The sequence below is a fragment of the Mesorhizobium sp. M7D.F.Ca.US.005.01.1.1 genome, assembly GCF_003952545.1.
Lineage (GTDB): Bacteria > Pseudomonadota > Alphaproteobacteria > Rhizobiales > Rhizobiaceae > Mesorhizobium > Mesorhizobium loti.
In genome coordinates, this window is record NZ_CP034453.1 from 6,450,303 (window position 1) to 6,476,085 (window position 25,783).

Below are 25,783 nucleotides of genomic sequence, written 5' to 3' on the forward strand. Positions count from 1 at the left end.
CGAATCCCACTTTATCCATAAGCAACCGCAATTCGGGCTGAGGCGCGACCTAGAAAGTTCGAAAAGCTTCCAGGAGCACCGGTCGAATCCGAATTGTAGGACCATTCAACGACCCCCTCCGGGCCGGGAGCTGATAGGGAGCGTCCGGGCTGTGCAACGAGAATGCGGACATACGACCACCTACTGCCCGAGGCCGAAATTGCCCCGAAGCGACCCTTGTCGGGGCTATGATGTTGGAAACGAAGACTGCCGCCTAGTTCCTGCGGCTCGGATCGCTATCGACGCCGTAACCGGCCGGCCCGCTATGTAGCCTTCGGGCAGAGCGAGTTCGGCGCATCGCTCGATATGCCGATTTGGTCTCTCAGGGTGAGCGCCAGGACCATCCTCCCTTCCCAACCTCTGCAATCTATGATCCGCTCCCGCCACAGGAGGATTGCATGGCATTATCTGTTATCGGGGCAGGGTTCGGCCGCACCGGCACGCACACTCTGAACCTGGCGCTTGAAATGCTCGGGTTCGGGCCGTGCCATCACATGGAGGACGTCAACTCTAACCCCGAGCACCGCGACCTGATCCGCGCCGCGGGGCGCGGCGAGCCGGTGGCTTGGGACGTCGTCTATGCCGGCTACAAGTCGGCAGTCGACTGGCCGACGGCCTATTTCTGGCGCGAACTCGCAGAGTATTTCCCCGACGCCAAGCTGATCCTCACCGTTCGCAACCCCGAGGACTGGTACAGGAGCGCACGCGCCACGATCTTCAACACCATGGGCCAGACCTCCGACCCGCAAAGTTTTGGCCGGGCCGTCATAGAGACGAAAATTTTCAGCGGTCGTCTCGACGACGAAACCCATGCTATCGAAGTGCTCGAAGCCCACAACGCCGAAGTGATCTCGGCTTTCCCGCCGTCGCGCCTGCTGGTCTATCAGGTGGCCGAAGGCTGGCCGAACCTGTGCGCCTTTCTCGGCGTGCCGATCCCGGCCGAACCCTTCCCCCACAGCAACACCACTACCGAATTCCGAAGCCGCTTCGCCAAATAAGCCCCGCACCGAGTTCGACCCCGTAGCCCGGGTAACGCGCGTAGCAGCCTGTCCACGGCCGCTCCGATGCTTGTAACCAATAGAAGCGGGTGCACCAGCAAGGGGAAGGTGGCCGCTGTTGGGCGCAAAGGTGCCATTGCGGCTAGCCGCTCGGATGTCCGCTTCTGGACGGCGGCCATGATAAGTTCAATGGCCAACTTGAGGCGCATTGCCGAACGGCAGCCTTGGGCCAACTTGACGATCCGTAGACAGGCACACAAAACGGACGATGTTCAGTTTATGTGACGCGGCTTAGGCGATCGACATACCCCGCCCGAACCTGTTGCTCGCGACAGGCTCACCCAGCGCATCGAGCCGCGATCACGCCGAGGCCAGGGGGTCGTTGCGGGGACAGGATTTGACTCTGCTGATCTCGCTTGCGAAGTCCCGTCAGCAGACGAACTCGGTATTGGCGGTAGCTCTCTACCGACTCGAACCCAGTTGCACCACAGCGGATCCAGACAGCCCCACCTCCTTCAGAAGCGCGCGCATCTCAACGGGAGTCGCAAGACAGAAAGTTCGAAAACCTTCCAGGAACCCCAGGCAAATTGGACGCCGTATCGGACACAAAGGGCACGGATATCGCAGTGAACGTCCGCAATGGAACGGTCAATATCGTCGGCAAAAGAGCGTCCAAATAGGGCTGTCGGCGGCTTCATCGTGGGAACGAAAAAAGAAGAGAAGCGGAACTTTCGTGTGCGTTTTTTGCACACAGAGACTCGTAAATGGCCATCCATCATGGGTGCTATCGGCGTATCCGCTGCCGTGGAGCGCGATTGGATAACGCCTAGCTGGGCTGTCACGCGTGTGCCAATTCCAGTCTGCCATTTATGCGACTTTCTGAGAACAAAAAGAGATCATGTAATGCCAATGGCACGTCATGGTTCTGGCAAAGCTGCACCAGTGTGGTCTGCTGGCTTTGTTTCGACGATTTTGCGGTGACGACCGCGGAAATTCAGAGCGCGTTGATGCCAGCTGTTGCGCCGATAGGCATTGAAGCCTGCGTCCAGCAAACCCTTGCGGAACAAAGGATTAGGATCGCGCTGCCCCAAAGACGCCGCAGCAATCAAACCTGGCTGTGGGCAGAGAAGTATAATGTTCATTGAACATTTTAGTGACGATCGTTCTCGGAGACGACTGAGGGTTTATACATTTGGTCAAGTACCGGTTGAAGCCTCAATGAATGAATGCCATCAGTGGGCTTTTTGGGGAGCGACCTATGAGACGACTTGCGGCAAGCGTATTGATTTCCATAGCTGCGGCCAGCGGGGGCCAGGCCGCCTGTTACGATATCTCGAAAGGGCAGCCGTCGCGGCTGAGCGGCGATCTCCATCGACGAATACTTCCCGGGCCGCCGAACTATAAAGACGTGCAGACAGGAGACCAGCCCGAGCCGACTTACTTACTGGAGCTGGATGCCGACATTTGCCTTGAGGGCGAGGGCTTTGCTGATTCCGCCTCCAGCTTCCGCGAGGTTCACGTCGTGCCGGTCGGCGGCATGGAGGGCGCCATGGCATCATTGATCGGACGCCGCGTGACTGTCGGCATCGTTGATCGATGGGCTCCAAAAAACGCAAATCGCCGAGCCCCGCTGATGGCCATTGTAGGGAGCATCGCGCCTGAAGAGGACATCACTGAACAGCCCGGCACCGCAGCGACCGTTGTGCGGGCCTTTTACCTGGCCCTCGGCACTGGGGACGGCAAGGAGGCGGCGCGGTTTGTAGTCCCTGAAAAGAGCGCCAGGGGTCCTCTCTCCGCCGCGGCCCTGAGTGGCTTCTACGGAGGGATGCAGGCGCCCCTTAAGCTTCTCGGCATCGAAGCGAAGGGAGATGACTTATTCTTCGTCAGCTATGCGTTCAGGAAGGGTGCCACAGCATGTTCTGGCCGCGCGGAAGTGACGACCGTGAACGAGGGCGGCAAGGACTACATCAAAGGCATTAAGGCGCTCGACGGCTGCTGATACGATCGCACGGCTAGAACTGGGCAATTGAGCGGCTTACGCGCAGACATCAACGCCTAGCTGCTGCGCCCGATAGAGTAGCCGGGAAATTCACTCGTGGCTAAGCCATATGTCGATGCGGTATCGGTCGGAACCTTGCATGGGCAATAGACCGTCCGCCCGTGTTCCCACTCCGGCAGGACGAAGGAGCGGACGCATCTCCTCTAGCGCCGCTCCGATTCTCCACTCCTCGGCGCCCGGCGAGGCATACCCGACGGCCTTGGGTACGAGCGCACATTGCGGTGTGGTACTCCTGTCAAACTGTTCAATCCTGCCCGGAATGAGCCGCAATGACTCAAAAACAAATCCGTTGATAGAACTGCGAAGTGAATCCGCTTCCACCGGGGCTCCGCTGCAGACATTGATATACACCCAGCCTATCGGCCTGGGGTCGCCGGGAATCGATCGATAACTCACCTTGCGGCCGCTGATGTTCGGCGGCGCCGCGCGTGAAACTTGGGGTTTCGGCTGGGCGGCGGAAGGCGTTGCGGGCGGGTTTGAGGGAGGACGATACCCAATGATCAGATTCCGCGTAGCTGCTGTCGACGCCCGGCTTTCGCCGGCGGAGCTGACCCCTGCCAAAAGCCGACAACTGTTGTCGGCGGACGAGTGATCAAAACCTACGCAGCCCGAACGCGAGGTGCAAAGGGATCGACATGCCTGCAGGGGTGCGATGACCTGCGCGCTGACAACCCCGTTCAGTGAGGTCCCGGGATAGTCGAAGAACACTGCCGTGGTCTGCGCGCCGATTGGTTGAATGCCAACCAGAACGACGAGAGCTGCCAGAGACGAGCCAGCGGCTCTAAGTAGGAGCTCTCGGTATCCGCAGAAAAAAAGATGCGCAAACATGTTTCCCGTGTCACTATTATTCTGTTTCAAGCGGGTCTTGACCGACAAGTCAGCGCGGTTGGCTGACTTTGACGTCATGACTGGCGAGGAGGAAGGCGAGTTAGACGGCTAGCCAGAAACCTCATGACAGATCGCGATCTTTCCCGTTGCCCCATTTTCTTTTGACGTTGGCAATGCCCCTGTTGCGCTCGGCAAATTCGGCCCGGCGCGACCGTAATCCTCCAGTTTTTGCATTTCCACCCCAAATGGGGGATGTGCAATGCCAGAATGCAATTCAACTAGAATTGGCGCTAAGATGGGAAATAGGCTGCGGTCCGCTACAGGTTAAGCATCTGAGTCGAATCTACTTGAGCGCTCGTTGACACTACGTTTTTTTCCGTCGAAGTATGCCGGAGGGGATGCCGCATAGTTAACGATTTCTTGCGGCAAGGGGAAGGTGCTTAAATGGCTCGAGGGGGCAACGTCCACTTCGTTCGTTCAACGTCGGCGCTTTCCGGCGACGTGTTGGCCGTCGCCGGAAAGCCGATGTGGCGGGACTGCGAAACGACGTTCGCCCGGATAGACGAACTGTGCGGTGACAATGCGTCCCGGCTGTTCGCCGAACCGAACGCCAAGGAGCAGGAGGGCGGGCGCCTGGCAGTGGCGTGGTTCAGCAGCTTTGACGACGAGCCGAAGCAGCTGAGCGAAATCGACCGAGGAAAGCGCGCCAGGGTCGAATCGATTTTGGTGGCGCGGATCGACGCGCTGCGTCCGGCGCTGGCAGACCGGGAAATCGGCGAAACGGTTGGCGCGATGCTCAACGTCGCGGACGAAGCCTCGATCGTCGCCGTCGGCGAGAACGCCGTGCTCACGAATTGGGGGGTGCTGCCAGAGGAAGCCCGCTCCTCCCGCGCCGCATTCGTGCGGCACTGCGAGAAGACAATTGGCCCCTACCTTCCAAGCGGCATCTCTCCCTGGGTGCCGGGGCAGTCCTGGGCCGCCGTCGGAGGTTTCGCCACCGCCGGACTGTCTCCCCTGCGGCGCGTGATTGTTCCCGAACCCACCGCAGCGTCCGCCCAAGAGGCTCACCCAGCGGCCTCCGCAAGACATAGGCAGGCTTGGCTTTGGCCCATAGCTGCCCTTTCTCTAGTTTTCGCCGCCAGCCTGATCTACGCGGCTTGGCCTGGCAACCTCGTTTATCCGATGGCGCTTCCGCCGCGGACGGCAGCTCCCGTGAACAGCGATGAGGTCAACCGCATCATTGAAGAGCGGATCGCTAAAATGAATGCCGAGCTCACGAAGACTGGATGCGAGACAGATTCTTCTATTCTTGGTCCACTCCTCGACGACGGAAGCGGTGGACCCGCCGCCCCGGCGCCAGCCGGAGGCCCGGCCCAATGAGCCAGTTCGTTGCCACCACGACCCTCAGCCTGATGCGATCCCTCGGATCGACCGCGGAGCGCTCGGTCCATAGGCTTCAAGCCGTGCTCGGGCGGGAATTCCCCGGAGGCATCGGGCTTGAGCTGGCCGAACCAGTGCCACGCAAGGACGGCTCGGGGATCGACTGGTATACCGAACGGGACGAGACGCTTGTCCGCCTGACAGACCTCCCGCCCGAAACGGCGTCCGTCTACAAGGCGCGGCTGGACCAATCCGTCCGATCAGTTCTCCGTGCGGCCGCCGCGCACGAGGCTCGCACCGACCCGGCGGCCCGGTCGACGGCTACCGCGCTGCGCAACGCGGTGACATTCCCCGACGACGAGAACGTGTGGGTCTCCGGCGATTCCGACGGGGGCGACGGAGTGCTCGTCCTCACTGCATGGGGTTATGAAAAACATGACGCGGAGACCAGCGGCCGGGGGCAGATTGCTGCGGTCGCCCGGGACCGGCCCCCGACGCCCGTTCCGGATGCAGTGGTGGAGCGGCCCGTGCTGCCCGCCGGTCCTTCCCGGTGGCGGCCGATCGCCCGCTGGCTGCTTTGGCTTGTTCCCATAGCGCTCGCGGGGGCGACCGCGTGGCTGCTGCTGCCCGCCTGCGGCTTGGTCCTTCCTTTCGGCGTAACGGCATTCGGAAAGGGCGGGGGCGCGTATTGCGCACTTGTCGCGCCGGCGCCAGCCGTCGATCAAGCCAGCCTGCGAACGCAGGAGCTAATTTCTGAGGCCACTGTGATCGAGGGGCGGCTGCGCCAGCATATGAACTCGTGCCAGCAGGCCTCGCTAGATCAGGCGGCGATAGCCAAGAAGCGCGTCGACCGCGAGCAGGGACTGCACGGCAAGATGGAGGTAGCTCTCACTTGGAACAACCGCACGGATTTGGATCTTGCCGTGAAATGCCCCAGCGGGGAAATAGTGAAACGGCGACAACCCGCATGCGGCGGCACTCATGATATCGATATGAATGTCCCTGACCGAATGAGCAATGAGCCTATCGAACACATAAGGTGGGCGGACGATCCCCCGCCGGGCCACTACGAGGTTTTCGTAAACCTCTTCGACCGCCGGGATGACCCGTCGGTGCAAACCGACTTCACCGTCCTCCTGAAGAGGGGTGATTCCACTACCCCCCAGTCCGGTTCCCTGAGCGTAGTGAAAGCCAACGATGCTACGCAACTGAAGGTCATGGAGTTCGATATCCCATGACTACGGCAAGCCGAAACAAGCCTGACAGGACGACTCAATGCTGACCAACCTCGCCGATTTCAGCGATGGCTTCACGCTGGTGCCTGACAGTGGCATCCAGTTCGTCGAGTTCGGGTTCGACTTCGACGCTTCTCCGCGCCTGTCGAGGTCGTTCATCGAGCGGCTGTCGCCGGGCGAAACGGGTTCGGATGGAAAGACGCTGATCCGCCTGCTTCCGAACTGGAACGATGACGATCCTGACTCGGACCAGCCGCCCTACCCCCCGAAAGGCGACGACGTGGTGTACGACATCGCGAAATCGAGGGCGCTCGAGACCTTCCTCGACCGCTGGGTTCCGGTGCCGTTCTTCAAGATCGAACCCGGCAAAGACTCGCTGGGCAACGAAATATACGCGCAGGGCCCGACCGACTGGGTCCGGGTGAGGGTTACGGAGACGCGGAATGCCCACGGCGACCGCAAGGGAACGCACAGGGCGATCTTCGCGTTCGACAGCTCGCTCGCGCCCCGGAAGACGAACCGTCCCTACCTCGCTCCCTGTCCTGAGGACGCGATGCGGACCGAATCGTTCCGGTTCGTCAGCCAGCTCCCCGACGTCATCTCGTTCCTGTCGCACAAGCTCGACGTTCCCGGACAAGGGCCAGTGGACGCGCAGAAGTGGCTGGACGACTGGCTGAGGGACATCCTCTATTCCTTCAAGAAACTCCAGAGGAAGGGCAAGGAGCTGAGGCCCGAGGACTTTCCTTTCCAGTTCGAGCACCTCGCCCGGTACATAACTTTCGTTCAGTTTCTCGCCAGCGTGATTAAGCCCGTTCGCGTCACCCTCATCGATACGGTTAGCGACAACAGGAACGTCCATCCGGTCGATGTCGACCTGGTGCTCGACATCGGTAACTCGCGGTCGTGCGGCCTTCTGATCCAGTCGTTTCCCGACGACGTGAACGTCGATCTCAACAACTCCGTCGTCCTGGAGCTGCGCGACCTCTCCAAGCCTGAACTCGTCTATCGCGATCCCTTCGAAAGCCAGTGCGAGCTGGTGGCAGGGGAATTCGGCGCGGAAGACATAGCGAGGCGGTCGGGCCGCCCCCGGGCCTTCTTCTGGCCAAGCCTGCTCCGCATCGGTCCCGAAGCCTCGCGCCTGCGCGGAGAGTCCGAAGGCACCGAGGCCGCGACGGGGCTTTCTTCGCCGAAGCGGTACCTATGGAGTTCCGATCCGGTTCTCCAGGAGTGGAAGTTCCGTTCGGCTTCGGCGGGCCATGCGGGAACCGAGCCGCTGATCGAGCGCTCCATGTACCGCTTCATAAACGACCGCGGCGACGTCCTCGAGCAACTCGAGAGCGACAGGCGCCAGTTCAAGCTGAAAGTCAAAGAGAGCGAACTGCAGACGGCGAGCCGCTTCTGTTTCTCGAGGTCGTCCTTCTTCACCTTCATGCTCGTCGAAATCATCGCGCAGGCGATGTCGATGATGAACAACCCCGGCACCCGCCGGGAAAGGAGGTTGAAAGACTCTCCGCGCCGCCTGCGGAGGATCATCCTGACGATCCCGTCGGCGACCCCGATCCAGGAACAGCGCATTCTCCGGTCGCGCGCCGAAGCCGCGGTGAAGCTCCTCTGGTCCCTGTCGGGATGGGGCGACAGCGACAGTGGCATAAACAGCCAGCGCCCCGAAATCCACTGTTCATGGGACGAGGCGAGTTCGGTTCATCTCGTCTATCTCTACGGCGAGGCCGTGCACAAGCTGGGCGGGTCGATCAGGACGCTGTTCGACATGCTCGGCAAGGACAGGGAGAGGCCGAAAACGCTCCCGCCCTCCAAGGGCAAGGAGAAGCTGGAGCGGTCCCTTCGCGTCGCCAGCGTCGACGTGGGCGGCGGCACCACCGACCTTATGGTTACGACCTACTTCCAAACGGACAATGTCGCCCTGTTCCCCGACCAGAATTTCCGGGAGGGGTTCCGCATCGCGGGCGACGACCTTCTCAAGGTGGTCATCGAGCGGCTTGTCATACCGAGGCTGGAGGAAGGGCTCGCCCAAGCGGGCCTTCCGAACGCGCGGAACTATCTCAAGGACCGCTTCGCCGGCGACAACCCGAACATGTCGGAGCAGGAAAAGCACCTGCGCCGCCAGTTCGTGCTGCAGGTCCTGCAGCCGATCGCCATCGCGGTCCTGTCCGAATGCGAAGCCATGCCGGCGACGAGCCGTAAGACGGAAATCCGGAAGGCTGGCAGCTTCTTCGAAACCACGGGAAGGACGACGGCCGGAGGCGACATTCCGGTGGACGCGCGCATCCTCGGATATCTCAAGGACAGCATAGGCGCGCTCGGGGCCGGAGAGTTCACGATCGCCGACTGCGACGTAGCGGTCGACCCGCTTGCCGTCGAAGAGTGCGTTCTGTCGATCTTCGACACCGTCTTCGACAACATCGCGGAAGCGATCAACCATCTGGACGCGGACGTGGTGCTCCTGACCGGGCGGCCGATGCGGCTGCCGCAGATGATAAGCCTGTTCATGAACAAGATGTCTGTCCTGCCTGACCGCGTCATTCCGATCAAGGACTACCGGGTCGGCACGTGGTATCCGTTCCGGGGCGTCAGCAACACGCACATCGACGACCCGAAGACGACCGCGGTCGTGGGAGCCATGCTGTGCGCGCTCGCGGAGCGGCAGATCACCAACTTCACCCTCTACTCCCAGTATCTCCGGATGAAGTCGACGGCCCGGTACATCGGGCGGCTTCAGGGCAGCTCAGCGCTTCCGGACGAGACCCTGCTTTTCTCTGACATCGACCTCGACGCCGCCACGGCGGAAGCCGAGGCCGAGTTCGACTACCACAGCCCACTGCGCATTGGCTTCAGGCAGCTTCCGCTGGAGCGCTGGGTGGCGACGCCGCTCTACAAGCTGACGACCGCTCAGACGCGGTCGGCGCGGAGCGTGCGAAAGCCGGTCCGCGTCACGATCGCGCGCAACGTGCAGGCGCCGGAAGACGACGAGGCGAACGAGATCGCGCTTCTTACGAGCGAGGCGACCCGCGAGGAATTCGTGATCCAGGACGCGGAGGACGCCGACGGCTCTCCGGTCAAGCGCATCATGGAGCTGAAGCTGGACACGCTCGCGGTCGAGGCGGGCGACGGTTACTGGCTCGACACCGGAATTATCTCCATCCAGTGAAAGCTGAAGCATGCGTAAAGAATTGAAGAAGACCTGCGACACGGCGCTGAAATCGGCGCAGGACGGTCTTGCCTGGATAGGAGCCGCCGCGAACGCGGAGCGGGTCGGCAGCACGCGCCTGATCGCCGAGCAACAGCTCAGGAAGTCCATAGTCGCCACCCGGAAGGCGATGCTGGCCATCGACCGCCCCATGTGCGTCGGGGTGTTCGGACCCAGCCAGGCTGGCAAGTCCTATTTGGTGTCGGTCCTGGCCCGCAACGGAAGCGCGCCCTTGATGGCCCGTTTCGGCGATCTCGGGCGTGAGGTCGACTTCATCCGGGAGATCAACCCCGGCGGCGACCGAGAGTCGACCGGGCTCGTCACCCGCTTTTCGGTCCGGGAAGAGCCAAGTCCTGCGGGCGCGCCCGTCGTGCTGAGGATGCTGAGCGAAACGGACGTGGCCAAGGTGCTGGGCAACAGCTTCTTTCTTGACGGGGACGCGAAGAAACGCGCGCCGCTGACTTCCGACGCCGTCCTGTCCGCTCTTGAACAAGCAAAAAGCCGGGCGAGGCCGCAGGCAGCTTCGGATGGCCTGACAGAGGAGGACGTGTGGGACCTTCAGGAGTATTTCGAGAAGCAGTTCGCAGGCCTGGCCAACATCGAAACGCTGGGGGCCTACTGGGAGGAAGCGGCCTTCCTTGCCTCCCGGCTCTCCATTGCCGACCGCGCCGACCTCTTTTCCGTGCTATGGGGCGGACTGCCGGAATTCACCGATCTCTACGTTGAACTCGTCACCGCCCTCGAAAGCCTCGGGTTCGCCAAGGACGCCTACTGTCCCGTCGAGGCGTTGGTTCCCCGGGAAAGCAGCATCATAGACGTAGAGACTCTGCGGGGGCTCGGAAAACCCGGCCAGGACGAGCTGCTGATAAGGCCAATGAAGGGATCGGCGGTTTCATTGCCGAGACCTGTGATCACCGCATTGGTGGCTGAACTGCGGATAGCGATATCGGAACAGCCATGGCCCTTCTTCGAGCATACTGACCTCTTGGATTTCCCGGGAGCCCGCAGCAGGCAGAAAGTCGACCTTCAGGCCTTCATCGAGGGCAACCCCGACGCGCTCAAGGAGCTCTTCGTCCGGGGCAAGGTCGCCTACCTCTTCGACCGCTACGTGGCGGAGCAGGAACTTTCGAGCATGCTGCTCTGCATCAAGCCGTCGAACCAGGACGTGGCGACCCTTCCCGACATGATCGACGACTGGATCCGGACCTCGCACGGGGAGAGCCCGCTCGACCGCGCCCGGACCGAGACCGCGCTGTTCCTGGTGCTGACGATGTTCGACATGCACTTCAGCGAAAAGGCGGGCGAGGAGGGGCAGAGCCTGGCGGATCGTTTCAGCGCGCGCCTGGGCGCCTCGCTGACGCGCTTTTTCGGCAAGGCCCACAAGTGGCCGTTCGAATGGATGCCGGACAAGCCTTTCAACAACTCCTACTGGCTGCGCAACCCGAACTTCAAGGCAGAGTCCCTGATCAAGTACAAGGGCGGCACCGAGATCGAGATCCTGCCCGACAAGGTCGCGAAGGTCGCCGCCATGCGGGAGGCGTATCTTGAAGTCAGTGAAGTTCAGCAGCATTTCCGGGAGCCGGCCAAGGCCTTCGACGAGGCCCTTAGGCTGAACGATGGCGGCGTCAGCTATCTGGCGGAAAACCTCGCGGCCATCTGCCGCCCCGAGATCAAATACGGACAGATACGGGGCCGCGTCGGCAACATTGCCCACGATATCCGCCGCGTGCTCGCTCCGTATTTCATCGAGAGCGACATCAACAAGCGCATTGCCGAGCGCCGTGAGGTTTCCGACCAGATTCTCGCAAACCTCACCGAGGTCTGGGAACGGGACCACTTCGGAACCGCCATGAAGATGCTGCAGATATCGCAGAACGGAATCTCCGAACACCTTCACATCGAATACGGCAACCGCCTCAAGCGCCAGAACGCGCCGGAGGAAGGTTCCGAAGGGCGAGCCGAAGCCGCGGCGAAAAAGCGCCCGACCCCGCCGCGCCCGGGAGCCCCTCCCTTGCCCGGCAAGAAGAAGGTGGCCGCAGCCGCGGTTTCCTCCGGGGGAGCGGTTTCGCAGAAAGCCTTGCCTCGCGAGACCTATCTCGCCCGCTCGGCCATCAGGCATTGGACGGACAGCCTCTTCGCCCTCGCGAGAAACGACAATGCGCTGCAGGCCATTGGCCTCGGCCAGGAGTCCGCAAGCGAACTGGTAGCCGAACTGACTGCCGCAGCCCGGCGGTCGGGCCTCGAAGCACGCATAGCCGCGGATCTCGCCAAGCTATCGGGAAGTTCGGTCGAGCGGTCCGATGTCCTGCTCGAAAAGGCTGGCTTTCTCGCAACGAGCCACATCAACCGTTTCGTCAGCACGCTAGGCTTCGACGCGATGCCCGAGAATAAGCGGCCACTTGCTCCAGACGGCACTGAGAACGGCGAAGTCAGGGTGTTCGCGCGCCGTCCGAGCGTTTCCGACTGCGACGGCCTTGGCGTGGAGCGGCGGAACTTCTCCTACCTCGCGCTCTCGGAATGGATGTACGCCTTCCACCAGGCGGTCACCGACAACGTCCTCTCGGGCGAAGGGATCACCATCAACGTCGAGGAGAACGAGCGCCTGAGAGCCATCCTGGACGTGCTTGATGACTCGGCGCCGCTGCTTGCCACGCCCGCTGGGACGGTTCGATGAACAAGGTTGCCGTCAAAGTCAGCGAGGACGAGACACGCCTGTTCGGGCATGCCCTGATCACGTTCCCGCAGGAATTGGGCAGCTCCCAAAGGGTGCGGCTGTCGATTATGCGCAAGTCCAAGGACGCTCCCTATCTTGGCGGCGCCGGTTGGCAGGCGCGTCCGGCAACCGTAGATGCGGCGGTGGTCAGCCGCGGCGCTAATTCGGCCACGGTAGTTGTCGGACCCGAGGTCTGCGACCAGATTCCGGTCGACCTGCAGGTGAAGATCGAAGTCGAAGGCCATGACATAGAGGGGAGCGCTTTCTGGCCGCCGATCCCGCCCAGCCCGGGGGCTTGGTCACAGGAACTGACCCCTTTCAAGACAGCGTCCCCCCAAGCCATAGAGCGGGAGATGGAAGAGGCTGTCGAACAGGCCGTGGAGCTCCCTCGGGCGGCGGAGCCGCCGAAACCCCAGCCTGTGACCCCGCCGCCGAAGTCGAAGTGGCGGTTCCTGTACCTCCTGATCCCGCTGGCGCTGCTCGTGGCGGGCGGAGGGTACTACATCGCCGACAGCAGGGGCTGGTTCAACAAGCCCGAGCCTTTGCTCGCGCGTTTCGAGAGGCTGAAGCTGACGGACACCAACGGCGCTGAACTGTTCGCCCTGAGCGGCGAGGCATACCGGGAAGGCGACGGCGGAATTGGCTTGCAGGCGATTAATCTTGCGATGGAGCGGGGCAACAAGGACGCGAAACTCGAAATCGCGCGCTGGTACGATCCAGGTTCCTTTGACCCCGCCAAAGCCGATCGAGCCGACGCCAACAGGGCGGCCAGGGCCTATTTCGAGCTGTCGATAGAAGGCCAGACAGCGGCCAAGGAACTGCTCCGTTCCCTCTGCGCGAAGAGCGCGAGTTCGCCCCAGGATCCTGCGTTCAGCGGGTTCCTGAGGGACACTTACTGCGAGGGGACGCTGGAATAATGATCGAAAATAACAATGTCCGGCAAATGCGCCGCCTATGGAACCGTCAGAGGGACAAAAGCATGCTGAAGAGCAGCTTAGACAAGTATTTTCTCCCCTTCAGGGGGTGCATGGCCGCTGTGGCTGCCACAATGCTGCTAGGCCTGACCCTGTCGGCGGTAGCACAGGAAAGCTCAACGGCCAACGAGCTTTTCAACTACCCGGACACCGTGCTGAACGGGATCGTCAGCGCCCAGTTTTCCAAGCCGATGGAAGAATGCCGGAAACTCTGCGAGGCGCGTTCCGGATGTCAGGGGTTTGACCACTCTCAAAAGGACGAGTGCCGCCTGTTCGCAAGCGTAGGAGCCGGACGCGTGAACGTGGGTTCGACCGCGGAAACGCGAAGCCTGCTTTCGAACTACACCGATCCAACAAATCCTCCGCTAGCCGCCAGGCTGGCGAAGCTCAAGGAGACGGACGCGGACGGCCATGAGCTCTTCGCCCTGAGCAAGGAGGCTTTCAAGCGCGGAGACCGGAGCGTCGGGCTGCAGGCGATCAATCTCGCAATGCAGAGAGGCAATCAGGACGCGAAACTCGAAATGGCGAAATGGTACGATCCAAGGACTTTCGCCCCGGACCGCGTCGACGCGATCGACTCCAATAAGGCGGCGCGTTCGTATTTCGAGCTCGCGCTGGAGGGCAATGCGCAAGCCAACAACCTGCTGAGTTCGCTTTGCCTCGACGCCAGCGACACGGGTTCGAGCCACGCCAACGCATACGAGAATTTCCTTCGCACCACCTACTGCGAAGGATCGATCAGTCCTTGACCCGGCCGCGCTTTCGTATCGGTTTCACGGGCTGGGCAAGGGGGGAAGCGGGAATGCGGCAGGGGGGTCGTCGGTTGCGCATGGCCGCGGCGGGGATAGCGTCGTCCTTGCTTCTGCTGTCAATTTCGCTTGCGATGCCCGGAATCGCCCCAATGGCGTCAGCACAGGAGTCTGGCGGCGAATTCCTCGACTATCCAGGGACGGCGCTGAGGGGAAGCGCCAGCGCCGAGTTTCGGCGGCCTTTGGACGACTGCCGCCAAATCTGCCAGGAACGTTCCGGCTGCGCCGGCTTCGACCATTCCTCCGTGACCAATCTCTGCCGCTTGTTTCCAGCAGTCGCGTCAGCGCAGTCCGATCCGCTCTCGACGGGTGGCGCGCGCCAGAAGATTCCAGGCTACCGCGATCCCGCCAACGCCGAGTCCTGGTACTACGCGTCCTTCAGCGGCGTTGACCTCTGGGGCGGGGATCTCGTGACGAAAGGCCTGGATGCGCCCAATGCCGAAAGCTGTTCGGCCCTGTGCGACAGCCGAACCTCCTGCCGAGCGTTCACCTACAACCAGGAAGTGAACCGATGCTTCCTGAAATCCGGCTTCGATTTCGTGCAGTCCTACCCGTTGGGACGGTCCGGCCTCTATTTCAAGGCAAAGCCATCGGCCCCTCCTCCGACCTTGAATGCCGATTGGGAGCTTTTCACCACGAGCGGCCTCATTGGAAACAGCATGGAGTCAGCTGCCATCTCGTACCAGGAATGCATGCAGCAATGTAGTTCGGACGGCGGCTGCGGCGGATTCACCTGGGTGACCGCGCGTCCCAACCGATGTTTCCTGGTCAACGGGACAAACCTCTACCCGGTGCGGAAAAAAGGCATGACGTCGGCGCGAAAAAACAGCCGGACGGTCACTCCCGACTTCGTGCGTGCTGTCGCTCCGAGGGACTGAAACATGCCGCTGCGGATCACGTCTTGCATCGCCTTCGCCTGCGCCCTCTTTGGCCTTTGCGCCCCGCTGAAGGCTGACCCGGTCCCGTCCCATATGCCGAACGCGCAGCGCAGCGTCCTCGACGACGCCACTCTGCGCCAGATGATAGGGCAGATGGTGCTTGTTGGCTTCCTCGGCAGCGAACCGGACGCCGACGGCTACGCGAAGGTCGTCACGCAAGCGAAAGAAGGAAAGATAACAGGCGTCATCTATCTCGGGCGCAATATCGACAGCCTGAACCAGGTGCGGCGACTGAACGAAGGCCTGCAGCGGTTCGCGGCAACCCCGCTGCTGATCGCGGTCGACCAGGAGGGTGGCCGCATCCAGAGGCTCACGGGCGCCATGGGGTTCAAGGAGACTCCAAGCGAGTCGACTGTGGCCAAGTCAATGAGTCCCGCCAAGGCCGCCGCGGTGTACCAGAACCTCGCTTCCGCTCTTTCCGACCTGGGGTTCAACCTCAACCTGGCTCCGGTCGTCGACCTCAACGTCAACCCGGCGAACCCCATCATTGGCAAGCTTGGCAGGAGCTTTTCCGCCGATCCTCAGACGGTCGAGACATACGCGAAGGTTTTCATCGAAGCGCATCGGTCGAAGGGAGTGCTGACGGCCTTGAAACACTTCCCGGGACACGGTTCCAGCACCAAGGACAGCCACAAAGGCATGACCGACGTTTCCAAGACATGGAGCGACAAGGAACTTCTACCCTACAGGAACCTGATCGCGTCGGGAGATGTCGACATGGTCATGTCCGCCCATGTGATAAATGACAAGCTGTCCTTTTCGGACCAAATCCCATCCTCGCTTTCCCGCGCGACGTTGACCGGGCTGCTGCGGGACAACATGCACTTCAAGGGCGTGGTCATCAGCGACGACATGCAGATGCAGGCCATTACCGACAACATAAGCTTCGAGGACTCGGTGCTGCGCGCCGTTCGGGCAGGGAACGACATCCTGATATTCGCCAACGACAAACATCCAGACCCCCTGGTCCCGGAAAAGGTCGCCGCCCTCCTGTCTGAAGAAGCTCGCAAAGACCCGGAAATGCTCGAGCGGATACAGAAATCCTATGAGAACGTCATGCGCCTGAAAAAGAAGCTGGCCCCGGCCATGTCCCAGGAAACGACCATTGTACAGGAGCGGTAGCGCTCGCGCGCCCAGGCAAGGAGGCAGCATGCTGGCGTATCGTCTTCGTCACTGTACAGCGGGACTTCTTTTGGGAATGGCAGGCGCGGTTGCAGCTCTCCTGCCGCCGACCGGGATTCGGCCAGCGAACGCACAGTCGGCAGAAGAGTTCTTCGATTACCCGCAGACCCTCCTGAACGGAGCCGTCAGCGCTACGGTCAGCGTGCCGGCCGGGTCGTGCATGAAACTGTGCGTAGCCCGCACTGGATGCGTCGGCTTCGACCACTCGTCGTCCGACGGACTTTGCAGGCTGTTCTCGAGCGTGGACGGTGCGGAGGAAAGCCAGCCAGGCGTCGCCGGCACCCGGAGTCTCGTCACGGGTTACCGTCCGCCAGCCAATCCGCCGGTGCAGGCTCCATCGCCCAAGCCAGCGGAGGCGGAGGCGCCTAAGCCTCGGGATGCGCCCTCTCCGAAGTCGGCCGAGGCCCCGAAAAGCGCGCGAAAGAACGGCGTTCGCAAATCTGCGCCGCCTTCCGTCGCGCCCAAGCCCAAGCCGCCTGCCGCCGCGCCGCCTTCGCCGCAGCTTAGAAAGCCTGCCGCGAAGCAAGGCGGCCGATTCAAGATGTGCACGACTGTAAGAGGCGTTTTCCAAGTGCCGGCGAACGAAGTCTGCTCGCCTGGCATGTGAATTCGAGCGGGCGCGCGATCAGGAGGACCACGAAGTGAGGTTGCGACAATTCGAATGGCTTGTCAGGCTCATCGCCGTTCGTCCGCTCCGCAAAGACCGTCCCCGCGACAGGGCCGCCGGACTGCTCTTGAGAGTGGCAGCCGCAATTGCGGCTGCAGTCGTTCCGTCGGGCGGATTACGGCCTGCGAACGCCCAATCGTCCGAGGAGCTGTTCCGTTATCCGCAGACCCTCCTGCGCGGGACCGTCAGCGCCACGGTCAGCGTGCCGCTGGAGGCCTGCAAGGTATTCTGCTCGGCGCGGTCAGGCTGCCTCGGCTTCGATTACTCGTCGTCGGACCAAATCTGCAGGCTGTTCGCGAGCGTCGGCGGCGCGACCCAAAACCAGCAATATATCGCCGGAACCCGAAATCTGGTCACGGGTTACCTTCCGCCGGCCAATCCGCCTGTCCCGGCTCAAACGAAAGCACCGCCGGAAGCCAAGAAGCAGGAATCCACATCGCAGAAAGCGCGGGAGCCTGCGCCGATCGTCCGCGCGAAGCCGAAACGGGAAAAGAAACGCGAGACGGCAAGACCGCGGCCGCCAGCAAAGCCAACGCCAGTACCAGCGCCGGCGGCGCCAGCCCCGGCGGCACGTCAGTCCAAGTTCCGCATCTGCAACAATCATTTCGGGACCTTCTCGGTGCCCGCATCCCGGAGATGTCCGGTGAGCGGCCCCGGGAGCTTTTGAGGTCCTGTTCGGGAAAGCGGCGGAGAAAGGCAACCAATGTCACAGATGAACAACCGGCGGATGCGCCAGGTATCCGAGCCACCAGCCGACATGCGTTTTCCTGGTCCGCGTACGTTCGCGACCCGCATTCTCCGCCAATGCTTTTATGACAGGATCGCAGGCCTTCTCTTAGCCGTGATTGGCGCAATCGCGGCTGCTGTCATCCTGCCGTCCGGAGTTAGACCCGCCAGCGCGCAATCGACCGAGGAACTCTTCCGCTACCCGCAGACATTCCTGAACGGGGTCGTAAGCGCGACAGTCAGCGTGCCGCTGGACTCCTGCAGCAACCTTTGTGCAGCGCGCTCGGGATGTGCCGGCTTTGACCATTCGTCGGATGGCGGCGTCTGCAGGCTGTTCGCGAGCGTAGCGGGCGCTGGGCAAAGCCAAGGACATACGGCCGCCACCCGCAGCCTTGTCACTGGCTACCGCCAGCCAATGAATCCGCCTGCCCCTCCGCAGGCTTCCGAACCGTCGCCGCAGCCTGTCCCGCCGGAGCAAGAGGCAGTGGCCGTAATGCCGCCCCCTGCCACGTTCACGCGTTTCCTCAACAGGGATCTCAAAAGCGAAGCGGCCGAGACGCGTCAAACGGAGAGCGTAGAACAATGCGAATCCATGTGCCGAACCTCAGGAGGCTGGTGCAAGGCTTTCACTTACGACGCATGGAACCGGAAGTGCTTCCTCAAGGAGCGGCCTGGCCAGCTCTCGATGAACGCCCGCGCCACCAGCGGCGTCGTGTCGGGGAGTGAAACCCCCTCCGCTTCGGGCTCGGCTGTCTATTTCGAGTATTTCAACGGCAAGGCTTTTTCGGGGAACGGATTCCGGGTGCTTGCTGCCCGCAGCCGCGACGAGTGCGAACGGGATTGCTCGTCACAGGACCAATGCATCGCTTTCGGATTCACCCAGTCACAGAAGCGCTGCGTCCTGTTCGACCAGCCGGGTGAGTATTCAAGCAGCCGGGGAACTGACAGTGGCGCAAAACGCCAAGATTGATCAAGAGGCAAGCCGGGGCTGTCCTACTGGAACCGCAAAGGACTCCACGCCCTAAACGCACGGCTGCTACTGGCAGCTCCGGATCGCACCTGCCACAACGACCCACTTGGCGCCATCACAAGCCTCCGCGTCCATGAGGCAACCGCACTCCTCAATCTACCCCGCGCCAGCCTCACGTTCTGTTCGCAAGTCGATGCCCGAATATCAAGTTATCGGCACCTTCGAAGCCACTTTCTACTCGGAATGAGCCGGAAATAAAATAGTTCCGCAGACTGTCTCCCCCGAACGAGGGATGTTTCGGCCCTATGGAACTGCTCAACTCCTTGACGCATAGGGGGCGGGCAAAATGGCCAGGAGCAATGTTGAAACTTCAGGACATGCGAGAACACGGCACGGGCAGCCCGTTGCTTACATAGTCTGCGCCGGGCTGGCGATAGCCTTCTATTCGAATGTTCCTGCCGTAGCGGGCGAGCTGACACTCTCCTGCCTACTTATGAAAGACGTCAACGGCAACGATCTGAAGAATCCGCCAAACCTGACGATGACCGTCGACGTCGATGCGCGATCGGTGCTGTTGATGGGCGCTGAGCCGCAACGAGACGTGGCGATCTCCAAATCGACGATCACGTTCACGAGGGCCAACAGCCTGTTTTCGATCGATCGCGGAACGGGCCGAATACAGATCATCGACAACGGAGACCCGAGTAAGATCGTGACGGGCGTTTGCCAACCGACTGAAAACAAGTTCTGAGACAGACACCACCCGATCGAAACATGACGGAGATCAGTTCCATGCTTAGACTACTCATCCCGACGCTGCTTTTGGTGTCGATCATGGCAGCCATGTCAATCCAAGCCTATGCGGGGAGCTGTGGTGCCGAGGTCAACCGCGTCTTCGAGCTCAAGCAATATTACGACTCGGTTCCAAGTTCGAATCGGGCTGAAAAGCGGAACGCTGCCCAGGCTCTGGAAGAGCAGCAAGCTCTCGCAGTCGAATGTGCGCACAACGAAACAAACAATTCTGAGCCGGATCAATTCACGACGAAAATGCGAAACAACTATAAGGTTAACTGACACACACCGCATCCGATGCCTTTGGCAACATCGGAAACCATAGTATGGAGATTGAACGATGTTAAAATTGTCGACGTACGCGGCGCCGCTATTAGCTGTATTGCCTCTTGTCGTCGGTTTTGCGCAAGCAGCAAGAGCCGACGAGGCATGTACCGATGAGGAACTTACTCGCAAGATTCAACCCACGGTCGATCTCATAAACTCCCGCTTGGGCGAAGGCGTCTGCGTCGGAGCCCGGGATGGCGTGCTGCTATTCTCGACATCGCTTGGCCTGTTGGAAAATTGCACGAAGGACTCCGCAGATCTCAAGAGAATGCGGGCTACGTTCAGAAAGAGCCTGAACGAAGCCCGGGAAGAAGAAGCAGGTGCGTGCTCTCAGTAGCGAGAGCGGGGGAATGAACCAATCGAGAGTGCGTCGGGCCCCCTTGCTCTAACGAAGCTACTCTCTCGTTTTGAATGATCGGGTGCCGATATCGAAGGTTTTTGAGAGCAAGCTCCAACTGGTCGATATCTATTGCATTTAGGCGCCATAAAGAGCGCAACATGCCATTCAGTCATGAGGCAAGTTTGGCTTTAACGACCTCTGGCGTGTGTAAAAAGATTGGGCTTTTCCGAGACTATATAGGGGAGGATGGCGTATGAAAAACCTCAAGAGTTCGTCCGTTTGCACAGTGGTGTTCGCTGCCTCGATGATTTCGATGTCCAGTTCTTTGGTCCAAGCGGCCGAGTGCGATTTCAAGAAGCCAATCGGGGTATGCACTGGAACGATCAAGGTTGGAAAAACGGCCGGCTCCAAGAAGAGCTTCACCACAACTCTCTATGTGAAAAGCTCTGCAGGAGCCTGCTCGAAAGTGGAATACTTCGTAGATAGCACCCCTTACCAAACGGTTCTCAATAATTCCAACTCGGATACGGAGAGTGTATTTGGCACCAAGCCAACCATCAAAAGCGATGTAGAGGTCGAAAAGTGCACCGCATACGCGATCAAGGGTAAGGATGTGGTCGGAGAGGAAACGTCGACGTCAGGGCAACAAAGCTTTGCGGGCCACTGGACCGGAAGCTTGAGGTGGATGATCGTTTCCAGTCCCGCCACGGTCGATATCGCTGTCCAAGGTAGTTCCGCGAGAGGGACTTGGGTTGATGGCAAGTCACATGTCACTACCAATTTTTCGACCACGATCAGAAGCAACAGACTGTCATTTTCGTTCACCGATCAAAGTGGCGCACCGTCGCAGGGCGTAATCGTTTTCCAGTCGAATAATGCGGCCACGTTTAAAGTGTCAGGCTCTGGAATCGAGTTTGTAGGCAAGCTGCGCAAGGAGTAGCGTAGGAGTATCGGCAACTTAGAGGGATTGGTCGAGTTGGGGGTTAGGCGCGAGGTGCAGGCCCGTCATCGAAAGTGCGCGGAGGAACGGTCGAAATTTAAGACATGTGCTTTCGGCGACTCTAAGTGCAGCTCCAAAGAATAGCCGTGGAAGGGCACCAGTGGGATAGCCTCTCAATCGTCGACAGAAAACTGCCTGCCGGCAGCTGCACGGCTTGTAACCAGCGTGACGACATCTCTCTGTTTGGAGGTGCCAGTCTTAGCGAAGATCGACTTGAGGTGAGATTGGACGGTCGACCGCGAAACCCCACGCCGATCGGCGATTTCCGACAGGGTGCCGCCGCGTCCAAACTCTAGAATGAGGCCGACTTCGGCTGTAGTAAGCCCGAAATGTCGACGCAGATCGTCAACTACTATTGACGCGTCTTGGCTTGCGCGAGGGCGGATAATGACCAAGGACACCGTTCTTGGAGCGAAAATCGACAAGAGTCCTGCTGGCAGCGCACTTGTTTGCTCTATAGCCATCGGCACGCACGTAATGATGTACCCTCCCGATCGGGTGTTGACGATCAAATCGTTCGGCCTAGCCCGGTCCTGAAAAACAGCACAGCAATCTCTGACAAGCCGGACGAAGGCCGCATTCGCCTCCGAGTCCTTGATCTCTACTTTGTCCTTCGCCTTAACCAACAAAACCCGGGCATCGGTTAAAACCTGGTTTGCTGGCACGTTGGACGCCAGAAGTCGACAATCTTGATCAACGACCATTGCCGCGTCGACGAGTTGGTCAATTAGCCCACGTCCTCCTGGGAGGTGAAACGTTGGGTTGGCGAGGCGGTTTAATTCGAGCGCGGTTCGCAGGGCAGGAACAACGGTCTGAAGCAAGGCTAGACTTCGAGCATGGATCTGCTCATGATGCCGGAAATCATGATGCACGGCCAGAACCGCATATCGATCGCTGTGCGCTGCAAACTTCAGAGCCGTGGCTCCATCGCACTCACGCTCCGGATTCACAAGATCAGTAAAGAATTCCGTCTTCCTCAACAATTCGTCAGGATATAGTTCTGATGAGCTTTTGAACGACGACATATGCATCGCGTTCGTACCGCTGGTCCAGGGATTAAGCTTCCAATAATGATCACCGTAAGCCTGAATGGTTTTGTCGTTGAAGCCTGAATAGACAACCTGATGCACAACGGTGCTTTCTTTCTCCACCACCTGAAACAAGATCTTTGATCCAGGGATAAAGCGCTGCAGCGCGCCGGCGACGTCAGCCCAGCGATTTGCATCACAGGCTGCAGCGTTGATGACCGTGTTGAGTTCTGCAATCTGAGACTGTTTTTCACTCGACGCCATGATCGCTCGCATTGGGGCCGTCTGAAGTACTCATGGACGCTCCATGGTAGGAGGTCTGTAAGCAATCGAGATGTAAATTTTCTTTCTCGGTCTGGCTAACACCATCTCCCTCCGAAACTCGTTGGCAAACGTGGCACAAGCGTCGATGGGTTGCCAGCCTTTGCATGAAGTCTGCACCATTTAACACTTCTAACGGCTCGACATCCCCCGTTTGGGGGAAGCAGCCGATCCTCCATCTGCTAGTCGTCCGCTGGTAGATTTCGTCGACAAAGACGGCGCTGCATGGGGGATCTATGTCCAACTCGCTTACTCATCATCTTTCGTATTTCATCGCTACTCATCGAGTGAGAATTAAGTCGCTATTGGTGGCAGGCATTGTTATGCTCACAGGTTGCGCGGTATCGGGGGCACAAGTACTGGCGCCTTACCGACTGGCGGATGGAACAAGGCTTCAGGACGTTGTGACGATAGGCGCTGACAAGACCGGCACCGCGCCTGTAGTGACACACGTCAAGACATTCAGGATTGGCGAACGCGGAGGCGCGGCTCTTGTTGCGGAGGGGGCCGGCTCCGGTGCGGGTCTTGGCACCGTCGTCGTTGGTGCAACGGTGGCAGGCGTCACAGGAGGAGTAACGGGCGGGCTCATCGCCAAAGCGGTTCGTTACCGTTCCAATTCGTCGTCGAGCGCATCATGCTCAGAGCCCGCCAACGCCCAGACGCCTACATGTCTGTGTCAAGCAAATCCAAGGCTTCCTGGCTGCGAAATGCCCTTCAGCCTGTTGGGGATGGAAGTGGATCCCTTAGCAGACCACCGTTGGGAAACTGATAGTCCGGGGGAGATCGCACACTGCGATGCAGGCTGCACCGCGGGTCACGGATTAGCGGGATGGCGCGCGCATCACGCGAGAACCGATTCACCTGCCGTCTGAGGACTCTAGACTCTTCGAGCCGACCCTGATTTTCTAGCTACCGGGCAAGTGGGAGTAATGACGATGCGTTATTTTCAAGGAATTGTTTGTTCTCTTTTTATCGCGATTGCCAATGCCCCTGCGATAGCAGCGGACTGTGATTTCAATCAGAAAATCGGCTCCTGTGCGGGCACGATCGAAGTTCTGAGCACCTCAGGATCTAAGAAGAGCTACGCTGCTGAGCTGATGATTCACAGTTCTGCTGCAACATGCTCACGAGTCGAATATTATGTGAACAGCACGCCCTACAGAACAGTATTGGGTGGTTCCAACTCGGAGCCGGAGAGCCTTTCGTCCACGTCGCCGATCCAGCCAAAAGATGTGAGCGTCGGCCGCTGTACCGCGTATCTTGACAGAGACACTGCAGATGGAAAGGCTCAAGAGGAAAACAAGAAGGCGGCGGATATGTCAGCAGGCCTTCACGCCTGCGCCGTCGACTACTGCAATAGCTTTTTTTCCAGGGCTCCAAGCTTCAACGTTCACATGACGGTGAGTTTATCTCAGTGCATCGCTCGGGATGAGGCATACAAAGCCATTTCCGATCTCCAGGCATCGCTAAACAAATGGCTAGCCTCAAGCGAAGGAGACCCGTTTCAAGACCTGAGAGTGAACCTTTTCCGTTGCAAAATATCTGCCGAGGGAGGTTGACCCCCGGCAGCAGCGTTACTTGCCCCACGGATTTTACCGATAACTGGGCGCAGCTGCTGGGCAGCCTCTTTTTGCTGATTGTGCCTCCCCCCAGGTCGCTCGCATCGACAAGAAGATCCCGCCATCGTTGAAGCTCGCGGACCTGATCATCATCGCCGGGCTTCGACCCCATTGCGTCCTTTCCTGTCTCCCTTACGAGGTGGCGCTTTGAGCGATTCCGACCGATGTCATGCGCAATCCGAATAACTGCTTCGGCTAGCCCGTCTTACTAGAGAGCGTCACAGCCGGGCCTCGCGCTTCTCGATTTTCCGTTCGTGCAGCAGATCGAAGATGCACCCCTGTTGGACCTGCCAGATGCCTTCATCAGTCGGCATGGCGATGTCACCATTGGCCGTATGACGGAATGCCGGGATCAAGAAATTGCCGCTGACATTTCCTTTAATACTTTGACCGAGCATTCGAACGTGCGCTTCCGCCCGTACGACCGTTGTCTGAGACACCGAGAGCATATCGAACTCAACGAGTTGCACATGCTCCACATCTGCTCGCATACGCCCTGCGAGATGCCCATGTTTCTGCTGTGTAATGTTGACGGCTCGCTTCGCCATGAGGCCGAAGTTCCTGGTCTGCCAGCCAGCGAGGAATTCCCGGAACGCAAACGGAGGCTCGTCCTCCGCCATGTCCCCGGCGAATGGCCCCTCCCACTGGCGAGGCACGAACGCTTCGATAGACGCCCGGTCCGCGCGGTTCTTCTGCACCGATGTAGAGATGTCGCCCCAGTTTGTGGATCGTCGCGCCTGGTCTTTCGCCCGTCGCGCCTCCTCGTCCCGTTTGTCTGCCGCCCAATCGACCAACGCGATCATCAGCATCCAAGCCTTCCCGCAGACTGTACGATTAGCGTATCCCAGCGACCGGCCGTGAAGGATGCCGTGCCGAAGCGGCACGGACAGTGCATCGTCGCTCGACTTGCGCACTCCCTTCGTAATCCGCTCGATCGCCGCTGGCAGCGAAGAAGAGTGAGCTACCATCGAGTCGAACAAACTCAGGTCTGCATTTTTTTCGAACGGAGAGGTTCCCAGCACATCGGACGCAAAACCATCGCAGGCTATCAGGACTAGCGGAACTGCGGACCAGTAGCGGCCTTCTTCGGTCAGCGCGACTGCCTCGCGCAGCTGATGCCATCGACCGTGCACATCGCCGAAAGACTTGCTCCGTGTGATGGCGAAGAGGTTGATGATCTCTGGGTCTAGTACCCAGTCAATTAGGACCTCTTCCCCCGAATCCGTATCACCTTCTCTATGCTTCTCCAATGCAACACGCATCGCGTCCACCGACATGGATGAGGTCGCGAACCAACTGCGTTCTGCGAATACCGCGTTAAAGCGGTCGGGAAGATTGACGATTTCGGATTGGGCGAGAAGCTGATCTGCACTGTCCACAACTTGCTTCGCCTTGTCACCTCCAAAACCCGTCTTGAGGGCTAGCTTCGCTAGAAAACGCCCCGCTCGCACTGCAGGGAGCGCGGCCGAGAGTTCCTCCGTAGATGGCAGATCAGCAATTCGGTTGTACTTCTTCGCCATCTCAGCCGCAGCTTTCGCTTCCATCTTGTCGGTGTCTGGCCGCCAGCATAAACGTCCGTAAAAAAAGTAACAACGACCGGTATCCGTCCGCATAATTGCTGCCACCAACTGAC

General features: G+C 60.0%; 22 protein-coding genes. 18 read left to right on the forward strand and 4 right to left on the reverse strand.

Annotated features, from left to right (window positions below; genetic code table 11):
• The first annotated feature begins 437 nt into the window (after positions 1 to 437).
• On the forward strand, positions 438 to 1,037 hold the full coding sequence (locus EJ076_RS31340) for a sulfotransferase family protein (protein ID WP_126070474.1): 600 nt from the start codon (positions 438 to 440) through the stop codon (positions 1,035 to 1,037).
• A 917-nt stretch (positions 1,038 to 1,954) separates the two neighbouring features.
• On the opposite strand, the gene EJ076_RS31345 is transcribed toward EJ076_RS31340, so the two are convergent.
• Positions 1,955 to 2,179 carry a hypothetical protein gene (locus tag EJ076_RS31345; protein WP_126070475.1) on the reverse strand — a complete coding sequence of 75 codons (225 nt, stop codon included), beginning with the start codon at positions 2,177 to 2,179 and terminating at the stop codon, positions 1,955 to 1,957.
• Between the two features lie 116 nt (positions 2,180 to 2,295).
• Between EJ076_RS31345 and EJ076_RS31350 the strand changes: the two genes are divergently transcribed.
• Positions 2,296 to 3,036 carry a hypothetical protein gene (locus EJ076_RS31350; protein WP_126070476.1) on the forward strand — a complete coding sequence of 247 codons (741 nt, stop codon included), beginning with the start codon at positions 2,296 to 2,298 and terminating at the stop codon, positions 3,034 to 3,036.
• A gap of 90 nt (positions 3,037 to 3,126) precedes the next feature.
• On the opposite strand, the gene EJ076_RS36175 is transcribed toward EJ076_RS31350, so the two are convergent.
• Positions 3,127 to 4,002, reverse strand: coding sequence for a PAN domain-containing protein (locus tag EJ076_RS36175; protein ID WP_348639805.1), 876 nt, complete (start codon positions 4,000 to 4,002; stop codon positions 3,127 to 3,129).
• A gap of 366 nt (positions 4,003 to 4,368) precedes the next feature.
• On the opposite strand from EJ076_RS36175, the gene EJ076_RS31355 reads away from it, so the two are divergent.
• From EJ076_RS31355 to EJ076_RS31425, 15 genes are all read left to right on the forward strand, one after another.
• A complete protein-coding gene (locus tag EJ076_RS31355; protein ID WP_126070477.1) occupies positions 4,369 to 5,304 on the forward strand; it encodes a hypothetical protein in 936 nt (311 codons plus the stop codon).
• Positions 5,301 to 6,542 carry a hypothetical protein gene (locus EJ076_RS31360; protein WP_095804222.1) on the forward strand — a complete coding sequence of 414 codons (1,242 nt, stop codon included), beginning with the start codon at positions 5,301 to 5,303 and terminating at the stop codon, positions 6,540 to 6,542. The genes EJ076_RS31355 and EJ076_RS31360 overlap by 4 nt, the downstream gene beginning before the upstream one ends.
• A gap of 37 nt (positions 6,543 to 6,579) precedes the next feature.
• On the forward strand, positions 6,580 to 9,705 hold the full coding sequence (locus tag EJ076_RS31365; RefSeq protein ID WP_126070478.1) for a virulence factor SrfB: 3,126 nt from the start codon (positions 6,580 to 6,582) through the stop codon (positions 9,703 to 9,705).
• Between the two features lie 10 nt (positions 9,706 to 9,715).
• Complete coding sequence (locus EJ076_RS31370; protein ID WP_126070479.1) at positions 9,716 to 12,418, forward strand: virulence factor SrfC family protein; 2,703 nt, start codon at positions 9,716 to 9,718, stop codon at positions 12,416 to 12,418.
• Positions 12,415 to 13,374 (forward strand): hypothetical protein, encoded by a 960-nt coding sequence (locus EJ076_RS31375; protein WP_095775720.1) that lies wholly within the window; start codon positions 12,415 to 12,417, stop codon positions 13,372 to 13,374. The genes EJ076_RS31370 and EJ076_RS31375 overlap by 4 nt, the downstream gene beginning before the upstream one ends.
• Before the next feature lie 62 nt (positions 13,375 to 13,436).
• Complete coding sequence (locus tag EJ076_RS31380; protein WP_126070480.1) at positions 13,437 to 14,180, forward strand: PAN domain-containing protein; 744 nt, start codon at positions 13,437 to 13,439, stop codon at positions 14,178 to 14,180.
• 107 nt (positions 14,181 to 14,287) lie between these two features.
• Positions 14,288 to 15,118, forward strand: a complete 831-nt coding sequence (locus EJ076_RS31385; RefSeq protein ID WP_245318361.1) for a PAN domain-containing protein — start codon at positions 14,288 to 14,290, stop codon at positions 15,116 to 15,118.
• A gap of 3 nt (positions 15,119 to 15,121) precedes the next feature.
• Positions 15,122 to 16,300 carry a glycoside hydrolase family 3 protein gene (locus EJ076_RS31390; RefSeq protein WP_126070481.1) on the forward strand — a complete coding sequence of 393 codons (1,179 nt, stop codon included), beginning with the start codon at positions 15,122 to 15,124 and terminating at the stop codon, positions 16,298 to 16,300.
• A gap of 76 nt (positions 16,301 to 16,376) precedes the next feature.
• Positions 16,377 to 16,967: a PAN domain-containing protein gene (locus EJ076_RS35365; protein ID WP_224673650.1), complete on the forward strand. Its 591-nt coding sequence runs from the start codon at positions 16,377 to 16,379 to the stop codon at positions 16,965 to 16,967.
• Positions 16,968 to 17,100: 133 nt separating this feature from the next.
• Positions 17,101 to 17,694 (forward strand): PAN domain-containing protein, encoded by a 594-nt coding sequence (locus tag EJ076_RS31400; RefSeq protein WP_164548781.1) that lies wholly within the window; start codon positions 17,101 to 17,103, stop codon positions 17,692 to 17,694.
• A 36-nt stretch (positions 17,695 to 17,730) separates the two neighbouring features.
• Positions 17,731 to 18,723, forward strand: a complete 993-nt coding sequence (locus EJ076_RS31405) for a PAN domain-containing protein (RefSeq protein WP_224673596.1) — start codon at positions 17,731 to 17,733, stop codon at positions 18,721 to 18,723.
• Between the two features lie 346 nt (positions 18,724 to 19,069).
• The gene (locus EJ076_RS31410) at positions 19,070 to 19,474 is read left to right on the forward strand and encodes a hypothetical protein (protein WP_126070483.1); all 405 of its coding nucleotides are present in this window, start codon (positions 19,070 to 19,072) and stop codon (positions 19,472 to 19,474) included.
• 41 nt (positions 19,475 to 19,515) lie between these two features.
• Entirely contained in the window at positions 19,516 to 19,797 is a 282-nt protein-coding gene (locus EJ076_RS31415) for a hypothetical protein (protein WP_126070484.1), read from the forward strand.
• 58 nt (positions 19,798 to 19,855) lie between these two features.
• Positions 19,856 to 20,179, forward strand: a complete 324-nt coding sequence (locus tag EJ076_RS31420; protein ID WP_126070485.1) for a hypothetical protein — start codon at positions 19,856 to 19,858, stop codon at positions 20,177 to 20,179.
• 256 nt (positions 20,180 to 20,435) lie between these two features.
• Entirely contained in the window at positions 20,436 to 21,122 is a 687-nt protein-coding gene (locus tag EJ076_RS31425) for a hypothetical protein (RefSeq protein ID WP_126070486.1), read from the forward strand.
• Positions 21,123 to 21,295: 173 nt separating this feature from the next.
• On the opposite strand, the gene EJ076_RS31430 is transcribed toward EJ076_RS31425, so the two are convergent.
• Positions 21,296 to 22,474: a hypothetical protein gene (locus EJ076_RS31430; protein ID WP_142886635.1), complete on the reverse strand. Its 1,179-nt coding sequence runs from the start codon at positions 22,472 to 22,474 to the stop codon at positions 21,296 to 21,298.
• A 992-nt stretch (positions 22,475 to 23,466) separates the two neighbouring features.
• Here EJ076_RS31430 and EJ076_RS31435 point away from each other — a divergent pair.
• Complete coding sequence (locus tag EJ076_RS31435; protein WP_126070487.1) at positions 23,467 to 24,090, forward strand: hypothetical protein; 624 nt, start codon at positions 23,467 to 23,469, stop codon at positions 24,088 to 24,090.
• Positions 24,091 to 24,368: 278 nt separating this feature from the next.
• Here EJ076_RS31435 and EJ076_RS31445 read toward each other — a convergent pair whose 3' ends face one another.
• Complete coding sequence (locus tag EJ076_RS31445) at positions 24,369 to 25,694, reverse strand: hypothetical protein (RefSeq protein ID WP_126070488.1); 1,326 nt, start codon at positions 25,692 to 25,694, stop codon at positions 24,369 to 24,371.
• Positions 25,695 to 25,783: the final 89 nt, after the last annotated feature.

What these genes read in the sequence shown, in the direction of transcription:
- EJ076_RS31340 (WP_126070474.1), top strand. Translation starts at nt 438, where the DNA reads ATGGCATTATCTGTTATCGGGGCAGGGTTCGGCCGCACCGGCACGCAC.
- EJ076_RS31345 (WP_126070475.1), bottom strand. Translation starts at nt 2,179, where the DNA reads ATGAACATTATACTTCTCTGCCCACAGCCAGGTTTGATTGCTGCGGCG.
- EJ076_RS31350 (WP_126070476.1), top strand. Translation starts at nt 2,296, where the DNA reads ATGAGACGACTTGCGGCAAGCGTATTGATTTCCATAGCTGCGGCCAGC.
- EJ076_RS36175 (WP_348639805.1), bottom strand. Translation starts at nt 4,002, where the DNA reads ATGACGTCAAAGTCAGCCAACCGCGCTGACTTGTCGGTCAAGACCCGC.
- EJ076_RS31355 (WP_126070477.1), top strand. Translation starts at nt 4,369, where the DNA reads ATGGCTCGAGGGGGCAACGTCCACTTCGTTCGTTCAACGTCGGCGCTT.
- EJ076_RS31360 (WP_095804222.1), top strand. Translation starts at nt 5,301, where the DNA reads ATGAGCCAGTTCGTTGCCACCACGACCCTCAGCCTGATGCGATCCCTC.
- EJ076_RS31365 (WP_126070478.1), top strand. Translation starts at nt 6,580, where the DNA reads ATGCTGACCAACCTCGCCGATTTCAGCGATGGCTTCACGCTGGTGCCT.
- EJ076_RS31370 (WP_126070479.1), top strand. Translation starts at nt 9,716, where the DNA reads ATGCGTAAAGAATTGAAGAAGACCTGCGACACGGCGCTGAAATCGGCG.
- EJ076_RS31375 (WP_095775720.1), top strand. Translation starts at nt 12,415, where the DNA reads ATGAACAAGGTTGCCGTCAAAGTCAGCGAGGACGAGACACGCCTGTTC.
- EJ076_RS31380 (WP_126070480.1), top strand. Translation starts at nt 13,437, where the DNA reads ATGCTGAAGAGCAGCTTAGACAAGTATTTTCTCCCCTTCAGGGGGTGC.
- EJ076_RS31390 (WP_126070481.1), top strand. Translation starts at nt 15,122, where the DNA reads ATGCCGCTGCGGATCACGTCTTGCATCGCCTTCGCCTGCGCCCTCTTT.
- EJ076_RS35365 (WP_224673650.1), top strand. Translation starts at nt 16,377, where the DNA reads ATGGCAGGCGCGGTTGCAGCTCTCCTGCCGCCGACCGGGATTCGGCCA.
- EJ076_RS31405 (WP_224673596.1), top strand. Translation starts at nt 17,731, where the DNA reads ATGTCACAGATGAACAACCGGCGGATGCGCCAGGTATCCGAGCCACCA.
- EJ076_RS31410 (WP_126070483.1), top strand. Translation starts at nt 19,070, where the DNA reads ATGGCCAGGAGCAATGTTGAAACTTCAGGACATGCGAGAACACGGCAC.
- EJ076_RS31415 (WP_126070484.1), top strand. Translation starts at nt 19,516, where the DNA reads ATGCTTAGACTACTCATCCCGACGCTGCTTTTGGTGTCGATCATGGCA.
- EJ076_RS31420 (WP_126070485.1), top strand. Translation starts at nt 19,856, where the DNA reads ATGTTAAAATTGTCGACGTACGCGGCGCCGCTATTAGCTGTATTGCCT.
- EJ076_RS31425 (WP_126070486.1), top strand. Translation starts at nt 20,436, where the DNA reads ATGAAAAACCTCAAGAGTTCGTCCGTTTGCACAGTGGTGTTCGCTGCC.
- EJ076_RS31430 (WP_142886635.1), bottom strand. Translation starts at nt 22,474, where the DNA reads ATGGCGTCGAGTGAAAAACAGTCTCAGATTGCAGAACTCAACACGGTC.
- EJ076_RS31435 (WP_126070487.1), top strand. Translation starts at nt 23,467, where the DNA reads ATGCGTTATTTTCAAGGAATTGTTTGTTCTCTTTTTATCGCGATTGCC.
- EJ076_RS31445 (WP_126070488.1), bottom strand. Translation starts at nt 25,694, where the DNA reads ATGGAAGCGAAAGCTGCGGCTGAGATGGCGAAGAAGTACAACCGAATT.